This window comes from Bythopirellula polymerisocia (assembly GCF_007860015.1).
GTDB classification, from domain to species: Bacteria; Planctomycetota; Planctomycetia; order Pirellulales; family Lacipirellulaceae; genus Bythopirellula; species Bythopirellula polymerisocia.
Genome location: NZ_SJPS01000010.1, coordinates 107,247 through 119,167, shown reverse-complemented (window position 1 = coordinate 119,167; position 11,921 = coordinate 107,247). Strand labels below are relative to the sequence as shown.

Sequence of the window (11,921 nt, the reverse complement as noted above, 5' to 3'; positions counted from 1 at the left end):
ACTACACTTGCCATCGTGGCAGTCTCCTGTCCTTGGTAGGGGTCGAATTAACACAAATCAATTCCTACCAAACAGGGACTGCCCGTTTCAAGCTAAACAAATCTGCGCAACTATTAGGACGTTATCAAAACAAGGATAAATAGCGGATTCATACGAAATGACCTGGATTGCCTTAAGATCAGATACTTGCCTCTCCGTCGGATTGCGTCATCCTGGACCATTGGCGGTCACACGCTTGAATCTTGGGCACCGTGGTTGCTCGGCGGGGCACAAAACTTCGATTCCAGACCAGCTTTGCCCCATTGGTTGATGTCCTCTCTAAGAGCCCGTAAAAATCGCGACGACGACCCCAATAGCCATAGTAATTATCTTTGCGGTCAAGGAATACTTCGTAGGCCACTATTTGTCGTTTGTCCGGGTCGAACCCTCCTATAAAATACTCCTCTTCATCGTGAAGCAGATGGACATAGACCTTGCGGTACTTGTAGCTACTCCCGACGACTTTCTGAACGCTGGGGATTACCAGAGCTTCCATTTCTTCCAACGTTGGTTCACAACACATTCAAGAAGGCATCATCTGCCATATTTAAATCTTTGCCTCTATTGATACACCTCAGATTACAAGTGACAAATAAGCAGAAAACGAAGTCCTTCAAAAAGATGACATTGATATTGATGACATCAATCTCATTGCATGTTGCCTACCGATACTTTGGTAAATTCCCGGTTTGCAATTTTCGACATATAGTTTGCACTCTCCAAGATGTCTGAGAATCCTGGACGATTAATCGAAAGTCGTCCTGACCAATTGCAATTACAGTGAACTCTTCACTTGTAAGTAAGTCTCCTACGATATGTCTTCCCGGCTGGAAAAGTGGTGGTGCCTGTATTCCCATACAGAACAGCTGGAACGTACCTAATTGCGAAATGCACTCACGAAGGAAAATAAGATGAACCAAGTGAAAGAAAAGACTCCAAAGCACCAATATCGAACATATTCATTGAGCAAAAAACTGGACATTCTCAAAGAGCACTACTTGGAGGGCACACCCTTGCCCCGTCTATGCGTTCGATATCATATCCATGTTGACCAGTTGCGTTACTGGCGTAGCATTTTGGTTGTTTGCAATCTCATCCTGCTGATGACCGCTTTCATCACAATTGCAATCTACGCACACAATGATAATTATCGCGCAATGTATCAGCAATCGGAACAGATTCTTCAGAGCATGGTCCAGGCGACCCAGGATGAAAGTGTGACTTCTATTCTACTAGAACCAATCAAGGCCCAGAATGTCGGGTGGGGAAAAGAGCACTTACCGCCTCTTGCAGAAGATACTCTTTCCGTAATTCTGCAGAATGCATTTGCAACAAGAAGCAATGTAAAGTTTTATCGCACTCCCCTTCAGAGGCCACTCACTGGTGATCGAAGTGCAGTAATGAAATGCAAGATATTGAGCTACAGTAGGAACGGAACGCAAGCTGAGGTGGATACCATAAACCTTGAACTGGTTCTCGACGAAAACAATGAAATAATTTGGAATACCATCTGCTCATTTCAGGCTCTCTCTATTGCTTGGCATCATCAATTGCGAGGCAAGGAACTTGAAAACCAAATTCTATGCGAGTAGTTGGACTAGCGTTAGAAACCTAGGTAAACAACTTCAGCAATGTTGCATGGTCATTGTGATCGCCTGAACTGTGGAGGTACTTTACCTGCACAAGCACGCTTGTAGCTCTTTCTCAATTTCCACACTCTTTTCAGCTAATCGCCGGAGCCTATCTTCGAAAGTTTCTGAAATGCCATTCGAATCGTGTTCAGTCATGCGTTCTGGTGCCGTGAATAGTACTTAAAGAATAAACTGTTTAGATTTGAGACTCCAATTGTCCCTGGGCATCGATCATCACATTGCGAGATTCTTGTAAAAATGAGATCACATTCCTGATTTGCATGTGGCATTGTGCAATTTGGCTTTCAAGCTCCGTGATGCGTTGTTCATACTTATCTCGTTCTGGTGCGCTCAGTTCCTGAACCTTGTAGACCTTTTCCAAGATGGTCTTGCGCATATCTTCGTTGTCGAGGTGAACGTAGACGTTTTCATGCTTGCTTCCTGGGGCATGTCCGGCAAATTTGTTGAACTCGATTCCCTGGACACCGCGCCGACGTATTTCGGTTAATCTTGTATGTCTCAGGAGATAGGGATATACATCGCGCTGAATACCAACCTTTCGGGCAAGGCGTTTGATAATGAGGTTTATGTAGGCAACGGAAATTGGTTTTCGTCGGTTGGACCGCGAACCGATGGTTGAAGGGAAAATAAAGTCCTTGTGGTCAGGATCAGGAAAAACCCATTCAGCTTTCCATCGCTGCAAGTGCTTCAGCGCCTCACTAATAGGAAGGTCGCGATCTTCTTTTGTCTTGCGTGAGTACAAGTGAACTTCTTGCAATTCAAAGTTCACATCGCCCCACTTGAGGTCGCGGATTTCTTGCGGTCTGGCAGCAGTTTCGTAGAGCAGGATCAGCAGACATTTATCTCGAATCTTTTCGGCTCGATGCACCATTTGTTGCAATTCTTGCTGGCTGAGCAATGCTGCTTTATTTACCCGGTTCTTGTTTACAAGATAGTTTCCTGGAATCTTCAAGGGTTCTATCATTTCGGGATCGTGGAAATGCCATTTGAGAAATCGGCGTACGACCTTGCGAATGGCAATGATGGTGTGTTCACTATAAGGCGCGTTTTTTACGAGCCCCCAAAACGCGATGGCGTCTTGTTTCGTCACAGAATCGAATGGTTTTTCGACAACATCCCTAAAATGCAAGAGGAATCGTTGGTATTTGGACGTGACTCGATCTTCGCTTGCCGTCATGCGACAGAATTGTAGAAAGTCGTGGAGAATTGCGCGGTCACGACTCGTTAATACCTGCGTTAGGTCTTCAGTAGTTGCGTTGTAGCGTGGATACTCCCGTTTCATTCTGAATAGTTCATGAATTCCTTTTTAAGGAATGAACTGATTTGATAGCAGTCGAAAGAAGGGGGCCTTTTACAAAACCTTTACGCCCCAACCGGGAACAGCGCTTTTGTAAAAGAAACCTTACTCAAAATCGAGTTGCTTTCTGTGTCAGAGTAAACCAACTATTTAAGCCTTTGGGTGTTGGAATGAACAGTTTAGAACAGTATTCGGTAGATATCAAAATAATGCCATTTACTTCTTGCTGAGTATAAGAATTTGACCTTTGCCCCGTTTCTTGTTCCATGCGGAATACAAGTGTTTTTGTATCTTGCATTTTCGAAGGAGGGCCCAGTGCTATGATGCGAGAGAGTTATGCGGAAGAACAGATTGCTTTTTGTTTTTTGCGTCAGCAATCGTCTGGCACCTCGGTGGAAGAGATCATCCGTAAGATGGGTATCCCGGATCAAACCTTCTACCGTAGGAAGAAGAAGTACTATGGTCTTGGAGTTGCCAAGTTGCGTCGGCTGAAACAACTGGAAGATGAGAACCGCAAGCTGAAACAGTTGGTAGCCGACCTAAGCAAGGACAAGAAGATGTTGCAGGAGGTTGTCTCGGAAAAGTTCTAAAGCACGATCATCGAAGGACTCTGGCCAGAAAGCTGCACGTGGCTTACCAAGTGAGCAAGCGACGCGTCTGCCAGGTGCTTGGGCATTCACGTTCCACCAACCGCTATCCGTTATCACAGTCAAACCCATTGAAGTGTAAGAAAAAGCTCCAACGCATATCACTAAGGCTGCTTTTCTTAGTCTTTCCCTTGCCATCACATTTCTGGCACTGATGCCCTTTTATTTTTCCTCGACCGTCGCATCCATAACAAGTCTCAGTGGTGTGCTCGTACACTTTCTCAAACTTGGCCTTTCCGTCACTCCACTCTTTGTGTGCCTTTTTGAAACAACTGTGGTAATAGCGCGGACCAAAAGCAAAGTTGTTGAATTGCAGGTCAGGTGAAATATCCGGTTGTACGATAACTCGTCCACAAGTCGCACAGTTAGTTTTACCTGACGCCATTTTCTTCTCCCATATCAGAATACAAAATGAACCGCATCTCAACAGGATACAAGATCGCAATTGTAGCAAGAAACCCAATGCCTGTTTAGGATCAATTGCAAGGCTTGTGAAAAACTCTAGACACGATTTCAGAAGGAAGAGTTGAAGGCTCTCTCTCCTTGCTTGCAGGCGTTTCCGCGCGAATGTACCGAATCATTTCAAGAAGGTCACAAGCGAGCGTTTGAATTCTTCGGTGGCGTACCGACACGGATCAGCTACGACAATCTAAAAATTGCTGTGACGAAGATCACCGGCAGTCGTCAGCGTGAGCTGACCAGTGAGTTCTTGAGACTCAAGAGTCACTACCTGTTCGAATCTCATTTCTGTTTGGTTCGTCGAGCCAATGAGAAGGGGCACGTCGAGAACTTGGTGGGCTATTGCAGACGCAATTTTCTAGTGCCGATTCCCAAGGTGAATACGCTCACCGAACTGAACGAGGAACTAGAGCGACGCTGCCGCGTCGATCTGGACCGCACCTTACGTGGTAAATCGGCGAGCAAGCGAGAACTTCTCCGAGAAGAACTCGCTAAGATGCTCGACTTGCCTCGGCAAGCGTTTGACGCCAGAAGGGTCACCGGGGCAAGTGCTAACTCGCTGTCGCTGGTCCAGTATGATACGAACCGATATTCCGTTCCTGTAAAATACGCTCATCGGCAGATCACCATCGTGGCGAGCGTTGATGAAGTTCGCTTGACGTTTCAGGGAGAGCTAATCGCTAGGCATTCACGACACTGGGGGCGAGAAAAACACGTCTTTGACCGACGACCTCGAGGTTATGAGGCTCCCTGCTGCAATCTAGAGAAACTACTTAAAAACAAGCCTAGAACGCGATCTTACTACACTGTTGACTTCTTGCAAGTCTTAGCAAGTCTTAGCATCTTTAAGCAGGTTTTAGCACTTTTCTACCTGCCAACGGTGTAATCGAAATCGGTGGACAATTGTCTGACCTGCCCCCAAAAGTGGTACCACTTTTGGGGGCAGGTCATCTCCTTTGCTGTTTTTCCAAAAACGTATGTACCGTTCTTGAAGCTTGGGAAACGCCGCACTGTCGAACGTCGACAGGTAACAGAAACTCTTATTTCGGCGGGAGTTTCGTCTAGTCCGCCCGGAGGGACTCGAACCCCCAACCCCTGGTTCCGAAGGTCGGAGCCCACGCTGTTGTTCCGTCGAACCTAAGCTGTTGTCCTGGTTGAAGTTGCCAAAGCAAATCGAGTCGTAACGACCGCTCTGACGACACCCAGATTTTACATGTTTTTCAGATTCTTACCAGGGATTCTCTGACAGTTTTCTGACAATGATTGAAGTACTGGTGCATAGCACCTGAGCTCTATCCTCAGTTGCTTCACTTGTCATAGAAGTGTCAGAGAAATGAACAAGAAACGGTTATCGTAAGTGTAACGATATTTATTGGCCTCGTGTAAATGGCAGTTGAAAACCAGAGCGCCTGGCGGGGGGAATTGGCAACTGAAAAGTGAAGCGCACAACCGTGCAGTCGGTGTAATCTGTGAAGATGGCGGCGTCAGCCGCTATCTTCCCCAGATTCACACGGAGGCACAGGAGTGTATGCCGATATGCAACAGTGGACCGAAGTCCGTCGCCGGGTGCTGACCGGCGAACTTTCCAAGCGCGCCGCCTGTCGTGAGTATAATCTCAGCTGGCCGACGCTCGAGAAGATGCTCACCCACGCCGAGCCCCCCGGCTACCGGATGAGCAAGCCCCGCACGAAGCGGAAGCTCGATCCCTACCTGCCGATCATCCACGAGATGCTCGAAGCGGATCAGCAGGCTCCCAAGAAGCAGCGGCACACGGCGACCAGGATCTTCCATCGCCTGCAAGCAGAGCATGGCTACGACGGAGGTTATACTTCCGTCCGCAACGCAGTCCGCCAGTGGCGGGAAACCTCCCAAGAAGTCTTCCTGCCGCTATCGCACCCACCAGGCGAAGCGCAGGTCGACTTTGGCCACGGTTATGTCGACGTAGCGGGAGAAAGAGTCCAAGCCGCTTTGTTCGTGGCGTCACTCCCTTACAGCGACGCCTTCTATATCCAGGCTTTCCCTCGCGAATGCACCGAATCGTTCCAAGAAGGTCACAAGCGAGCCTTTCAGTTCTTCGGCAAGGTGCCCACGAGGATCAGCTACGACAATAGCAAGATTGCTGTCACCAAGCTGACCGGTAGTCGCGATCGAGAGCTCACCAAGGAGTTTCTCCGGCTCCAGAGCCACTACCTGTTCGCGTCGCACTTCTGCCTAGTGCGACGAGCGAACGAGAAAGGGCATGTCGAGAATCTGGTCGGCTTCGGCCGCCGCAACTACCTGGTCCCCGTTCCGAAGGTGGATTCCTTTGCGCAACTCAACGCCGAACTCGAACGTCGTTGCCGGGAGGATCTCGAGCGAAGGCTGTATGGCAAGCCGGCCACGAAACAGCAGTTGTTACTCGAAGAACATGCTGCGATGCGGGAACTCCCCAGCCAGCCGTTCGATGCCCGGAGAGTCACACCGGCTGCCGCCAATTCGCTGTCACTCGTGCAGTTCGATACGAACCGCTACAGCGTGCCGGTAAAATATGCCCATCGACAGATCACCGTGATTGCCAGTGTTGACGAAGTTCGCCTGGCGTTCGGTGGGCAACTCGTGGCCCGGCACCCACGGCACTGGGGCCGGGAACAACACGTCTTCGATCCGGTCCACTACTTGGCCCTCTTGGAGAAGAAGCCGGGGGGCTTCGATCATGCGAGGCCCCTGGAGGATTGGGACCTCCCTGAGTGCTTGCTGACGCTTCGTCGCCGGATGGAGACGGAGCCCAGTGGCTTGGGGACACGGGAGTTCATCCGCACACTCCGCCTCCTGGAGTCGTGTACGCTGAAGCAACTGGCCGATGCGGTCGATTATGCGCTCGACATCGGCATCCACGATGCCGATAGCATTCGGGTAATCCTGGAGCATCGCCGGGAATCGCCGGTGGGGCTGTTCTCGCTCGATGGCCGGCCCCATCTCAAAACGGTGGCGGTGACCGAGACGAATGTCTCGGCCTACCAGGCTCTGCTCCTGGAGGGCCAATCATGACCAAGACCGAAACCAAGAGCACGGTGCTGGTGAAGCACCACCTGAAACAACTCAAGCTGCCCACCATGCATGGCGAGTGCGAGAAGGTGGCAGCCCGCAGTGCGCAGGAGAATCTCGATCACCTGGCGTTCCTCTTAGCATTGTGTGAACTGGAACTGGTCGATCGGGAGCGGCGGGCCGCCGACAGGAGGCTCAAAGCCGCCCGGTTTCCCGCTCACAAGACGCTCGATGAATTCGACTTCGCGGCCCAGCCCTCGGTCAACAAGCCACTGGTGCTGGAACTCATCAACGGCGAGTACCTCTCGAAGCGGGAGAACTTGATCGTGGTTGGTGCCAGCGGGACCGGCAAGACTCACCTGGCCACAGCGCTGGGCATGGCGGCCTGCCTCTCGGGCAAGAAGGTCCGCTTCTTTCGAGTCACGGAGCTGATCACCACGCTGATCGAATCGCGTGACGAGAAATCGCTGCTGCGGATGCGTTCGCAACTCGCGAAGCAAGACCTCTTGATTCTGGATGAGTTGGGCTACGTGCCGGCGAGCAAGGTCGGTGCGGAGTTGTTGTTCGACATCATCGCCACGGCCTACGAGCGGCAGAGCCTGATTGTGACCACCAATCTGCCGTTCGAGAACTGGACCGAAGTCCTTGGCAGCGAAAGGCTGACCGGCGCTGCGCTGGATCGCTTGACGCACCGCTGTCACATTCTCGAAACCACCGGCGAGAGCTATCGACTCAAGGACGCCCAGAAACGTCGCCGAAGAAAGCCTCAGGAGTAACGTACTTGGCCCAAACGGGAGGGCTCATTACAATCCCCGTACCCAACCAGCGCTAAACTTTTCGACCGCCAGGCGCTCTGATTTTCAACTGCCATTTACACTATCGTCGAGACAGAACGTCGAGTACCGCCACTGTGGCGAGAATGCCTTTTGAGACGAACAGCCCGCATATCACTTATTGTGCCGGAGTCACAATTCCCACGCAGATAATAGCTTGCTCAATGGGACGGACTCGATGTATGTAACTTGAGTAGAGTTGAAGTGCTCGCTCGAACTTATACCGTGTTGCCAGACAGGCTCATGTGTCGCCGGACAAGCAGCACTCGTGTTGCGAGACAAGGTTCTCACGTGTCCTGAGACATTTTGTCACGTGTTCTCAGACAAGAACTGTCGTGTCGCCAGACAATTTCGGTGGTCATTTCGTGAGTGAATTCAGGAAGTTGGCAGGAGCGGACTTATGAACTAGATGAACATAAAGAACGTTTATGGACTTTTTTCGAGAAAATTAAAGGAGCAACTTGAAACTGGTTAGGAGCAAGCAAGCAGAAGATAAACTAGTCCCGCTTTTCGGAAAGGATGAGATGAATCTCGTCGAGTTTCCGTTCGGCCCCATCAGTAACACCCGTGTCAAAACGATGGAAGTAGAGCACGAAACGTTTGACCGCACGCTCAAACGACCGGTCGCACGAAAAATGCTGATTACCGGTTCGGACGCTTTTGGGCTGCCACGCCCGATTGACGATCAAGTCCTCGTGGGAATGAAGTTATTGACGCATGAAGCGGGCTATCAGTCCCGTAGAGTTGATTTCAGCCGCTACTATCTGTGCAAATCGATCGGCTGGCCACCCGATGGGCGAGCGTATCGTCGGCTGGAGGAGTCTTTTGATCGAATTGCCGGCACGACGCTCAAGTTCAAGAACGCCTGGTGGGACAAAGGAGAGCAGGAATGGAAATCCAAAACCTTCCATTTGATTGAAGAGGTCAACCTCTGCTCTCGGGACCGGCTCGACCGGGCACGTGCCGCTAGCGGCTCCGCTGAGCAGCGACTCTGTTCCTTCGTATGGACCGAAGTCATTTGGAAGAGTTTTCAGGACGGATTTATCAAGACTCTCAACATGGAACTGTTTCGCAAAATCGGCCAAGGGCGTCGGCGCGAAGTCCCCCTTCGATTGTTTCGCATCCTTGACAAACGATTTCATCACAATCCCGTCGCCAAATTTGATCTGCGCCGGCTGGCTGTGGGTACGCTGGGACTCTGTCCGACTTACAGCCCGAGCCAAATGGCCCGCGTCCTGGATCGGGCCGCCAAATGGCTGTGCGATTGCGAGTATCTCCAGGAGATGTGGTATGGAACCGAAAAGGGCACGGCCATGATCTTCTTTCGCAAACGCATTGAACCACGCCTGCCGAAGCAAAGTAGAGAGTCCGCTGTGACGATAGAATCGACGAATGATCAATTCAAGTCCTGGCTCGCAAGTCAACAAGAAGACGAACTCTTCGCTGGTGAAACGAGGGCACTGGAGAGCGGGTTTGGATCAGACTTCGAACGTCGCATCGTGCAGGAGGAGCGCTCCAAGGGAACCCCGCTCCTTCAATCGCGGCGGATTCGTCAGGAGTATGTCCGCCGTTTCCTGGACATCAAAGCAGGTGCGCCTGCTAATTAACCGGCGGTGTCACTTGGCTGGGTCATGGTAGTAGAATCCTTGTTGCTATCGATCTTTTCATTGATTTCTTATTCCAAACCATGTTATAGATTTCATTCAGGAGGGCACAGGATAGGCCCTTCGACTGTCGATGATCGTAAAACGCTTTGACATTTCCATCCGTTTGGGAGTGATCGCCCGAGGAACATGGCCGCCAGCCATGTGAAAGGGGACGGAGTTTACCGCCCGTCACGATCGCTTGCCGGTAGAGCCGGATGCGCGGAAACGTGCTTGTCCGGTTCGAAGGAGGCTTTCCAGAGTAATCCTTTCGGACCGAACTGTTTTTGTAGTGCAGTTCACACAACGAGAGAGTAATCCTGGATCTCTATCCTATAGACTTATTCTCTTTTCGCTCCGAATGGGGGCGATGCGGAAAACCTTGCGATGGAGTTCTATCGCAAGCCGTCAATTTCAAAGTAGGTGATGCCATTCCATATGTAGGATGGCGTAATCCACCCAGGGGATACAGACCTCCAGCGGGAGACTGTATGACCTCGGCCGGCGTGGGGAGTTTCCGACTTGGCGACAAGCGGAATCGGGCGGTGACGCGCCCGGCGTCTAGCGGAAGCTAGCGACGAATAGCTCAACCATGAAAGGCCCGTGAGGGCTTGCCGGTCAGCTTCGAGAGAGTCGATGCCGAAATGCGTACGTTGGCGGCGATAGCCGCAACGTACTGGGGACAAGCAACCGTTTCACGGTAAGGGGATCTTCTAGATTCGCACCCTGAAACCGTAAGGGATGGACCGATCGAATCGGTCACCTTGCGTCGAGTAGGACGGCCTGACAGCCGCACCTAGAAGCGTGATTGCCAAGCAGGGAAACCTGCTCACCCACGGAACTCTCGTGACTAAGCGAAGAAATTGACTAACGCAGGAAGGGCTGTCGCTGCCGGTTGGTAGCCGGTGCGTCGCTTGTCAGCGACGTGCTTCAAACGCGACAGTCTGGGAGTGGGCTGCAAGTAGAAAGCCAAATGCCTGCGGGGCGGAAGCCTCGGAGTGCACTTCGGCGATGTTCTTTGCGCAGGCAAAGACGGAATTCGCACGCACGATGCATGTCGATTCCGCCGGGCAAGGCAGTCCGGACTCGTTGGCGTCCTGGGTGGCACCAGGACACAATAGCCACGACGAAAGCAGTGACTGGCCTACAGGCCAAACGGATGGACGAGCTACTTGCGGGCCGACCGGGATTTGTGTTCCCGGCGGTCCGCTGTAGTTTCCTTGGTTGGAAGCAATGTGAGTCAAACGAGTTCTCTTCGGGAGAAGAGGAGTCTTTTGGCAGCGAATCGAGGGTGAACAGCCGAGGTGTAATTACTGCACGAGGACGTTCCCCCGAGGTTTTCAGATACTGCGGTGGTATGGAATTAAGAGCGTGGCGGCTGTGAATTTAGTAGCCACGCCGCTGCCAACCCGCGTGTCACAAGGCTCTTCAATGCAAGGTTGATCAGGATTTTCCAGAGGTTCTTGAAAGTCTTGGCACTTTCCTGCGGGGAGGTTGCCAGGGCGTGAAAGGATTTTCTCTAGCGGGCGAACAACAAGGATTTTGTTCGCCCTTCTTTGAGACTGTTTGCACAAGGCAAGTAGTCTCCAAGGAGGGTGGTGCAATGGAATACCAATATGAAGTCACAAGTTTAGTGGGCTACCTGCAACGGGTCGCGACGCATCTGTTGCCGAAAGGTTATTACTTTTTTGTGCAGGGTTTAGTGCCGGCGGACAAGAATCCGCCGGTGCTCGATGCCAAGCTGCTGGCCAAGTATGATGTCGCTAAGACCGAAGGGGCACGCCGCTGGCGGAAGAGCCAAGGATTGGGGAATGTTCAGTATGTTCGCTTCCAGAGGGCTTGGATTCTCTTGGCGACCCACGGCGATCATCCCATACGCGAGGGAGAGAGAACCAACTTGAAGGACGTTCGGCGTATGCCGATCAGGATCGGAGATTATTCTATCACGGTAAAGCGGGGAAACTATCTCAAGAAACGATCACCGGAGGATCCACCAAGAGTCGATGGAAAGTGGCGCGTGCGAGTACTGATCGCCCGAGATGCGTATCGAGAACTCAGTGCATACTTTCTCTCGATTGCCTGTCACCGCCGCGCAGAGGCACTCGCCGAAGAACTCTATATTCTTCCTTACGTTCCCTATGCGCCGGTCCGCAAACAACTCCTGAAGCTATTACGATTGATTAATGCGAAGCGTCAAGCTGCCGGCTACGCGAAGATACCACCAAGTTGTCTGCGGTTCAAACGGGAAATTGTCCGGTCGTTCGAAAAGAGAATCGATCGAAACGAGATGGTCGGAGAGGCGAGCATTGGGCAATTCTGAATTGGAC

Annotated in this window: 10 protein-coding genes; 7 read left to right on the top strand and 3 right to left on the bottom strand. The window is 51.5% G+C overall.

What is annotated here, in order from left to right:
- Positions 1-178: 178 nt before the first annotated feature.
- Positions 179-562 carry a hypothetical protein gene (locus tag Pla144_RS22090; protein WP_146452877.1) on the bottom strand — a complete coding sequence of 128 codons (384 nt, stop codon included), beginning with the start codon at positions 560-562 and terminating at the stop codon, positions 179-181.
- A 397-nt stretch (positions 563-959) separates the two neighbouring features.
- Here Pla144_RS22090 and Pla144_RS22085 point away from each other — a divergent pair, with 397 nt between their 5' ends.
- Complete coding sequence (locus Pla144_RS22085) at positions 960-1,631, top strand: hypothetical protein (RefSeq protein WP_146452876.1); 672 nt, start codon at positions 960-962, stop codon at positions 1,629-1,631.
- 235 nt (positions 1,632-1,866) lie between these two features.
- On the opposite strand, the gene Pla144_RS22080 is transcribed toward Pla144_RS22085, so the two are convergent.
- Positions 1,867-2,973: a tyrosine-type recombinase/integrase gene (locus Pla144_RS22080; protein WP_146452875.1), complete on the bottom strand. Its 1,107-nt coding sequence runs from the start codon at positions 2,971-2,973 to the stop codon at positions 1,867-1,869.
- A 335-nt stretch (positions 2,974-3,308) separates the two neighbouring features.
- Between Pla144_RS22080 and Pla144_RS22075 the strand changes: the two genes are divergently transcribed.
- The 5 genes from Pla144_RS22075 to Pla144_RS22055 all read left to right on the top strand — a co-directional run bounded on the left by Pla144_RS22075 (position 3,309) and on the right by Pla144_RS22055 (position 9,558).
- The gene (locus tag Pla144_RS22075) at positions 3,309-3,578 is read left to right on the top strand and encodes a transposase (RefSeq protein WP_197530934.1); all 270 of its coding nucleotides are present in this window, start codon (positions 3,309-3,311) and stop codon (positions 3,576-3,578) included.
- Positions 3,579-4,161: 583 nt separating this feature from the next.
- Entirely contained in the window at positions 4,162-4,980 is an 819-nt protein-coding gene (locus Pla144_RS22070) for a Mu transposase domain-containing protein (protein ID WP_146452873.1), read from the top strand.
- Between the two features lie 650 nt (positions 4,981-5,630).
- Positions 5,631-7,121, top strand: a complete 1,491-nt coding sequence (gene istA, locus Pla144_RS22065; protein WP_146452872.1) for an IS21 family transposase — start codon at positions 5,631-5,633, stop codon at positions 7,119-7,121.
- Entirely contained in the window at positions 7,118-7,894 is a 777-nt protein-coding gene (istB, locus tag Pla144_RS22060; protein WP_146452871.1) for an IS21-like element helper ATPase IstB, read from the top strand. The genes istA and istB overlap by 4 nt, the downstream gene beginning before the upstream one ends.
- Before the next feature lie 581 nt (positions 7,895-8,475).
- A complete protein-coding gene (locus Pla144_RS22055) occupies positions 8,476-9,558 on the top strand; it encodes a replication initiator protein A (RefSeq protein WP_146452870.1) in 1,083 nt (360 codons plus the stop codon).
- A gap of 953 nt (positions 9,559-10,511) precedes the next feature.
- Here Pla144_RS22055 and Pla144_RS22050 read toward each other — a convergent pair.
- The gene (locus Pla144_RS22050; RefSeq protein ID WP_146452869.1) at positions 10,512-10,838 is read right to left on the bottom strand and encodes a hypothetical protein; all 327 of its coding nucleotides are present in this window, start codon (positions 10,836-10,838) and stop codon (positions 10,512-10,514) included.
- A gap of 359 nt (positions 10,839-11,197) precedes the next feature.
- Between Pla144_RS22050 and Pla144_RS22045 the strand changes: the two genes are divergently transcribed.
- Positions 11,198-11,914 (top strand): hypothetical protein, encoded by a 717-nt coding sequence (locus tag Pla144_RS22045; RefSeq protein WP_146452868.1) that lies wholly within the window; start codon positions 11,198-11,200, stop codon positions 11,912-11,914.
- Positions 11,915-11,921: the final 7 nt, after the last annotated feature.

Excerpts from the sequence above, each read along its gene's own strand:
- Pla144_RS22090 (WP_146452877.1), bottom strand. The coding sequence starts at position 562 with ATGTGTTGTGAACCAACGTTGGAAGAAATGGAAGCTCTGGTAATCCCC.
- Pla144_RS22080 (WP_146452875.1), bottom strand. The coding sequence starts at position 2,973 with ATGAAACGGGAGTATCCACGCTACAACGCAACTACTGAAGACCTAACG.
- Pla144_RS22075 (WP_197530934.1), top strand. The coding sequence starts at position 3,309 with ATGATGCGAGAGAGTTATGCGGAAGAACAGATTGCTTTTTGTTTTTTG.
- istA (WP_146452872.1), top strand. The coding sequence starts at position 5,631 with ATGCAACAGTGGACCGAAGTCCGTCGCCGGGTGCTGACCGGCGAACTT.
- istB (WP_146452871.1), top strand. The coding sequence starts at position 7,118 with ATGACCAAGACCGAAACCAAGAGCACGGTGCTGGTGAAGCACCACCTG.
- Pla144_RS22055 (WP_146452870.1), top strand. The coding sequence starts at position 8,476 with ATGAATCTCGTCGAGTTTCCGTTCGGCCCCATCAGTAACACCCGTGTC.
- Pla144_RS22045 (WP_146452868.1), top strand. The coding sequence starts at position 11,198 with ATGGAATACCAATATGAAGTCACAAGTTTAGTGGGCTACCTGCAACGG.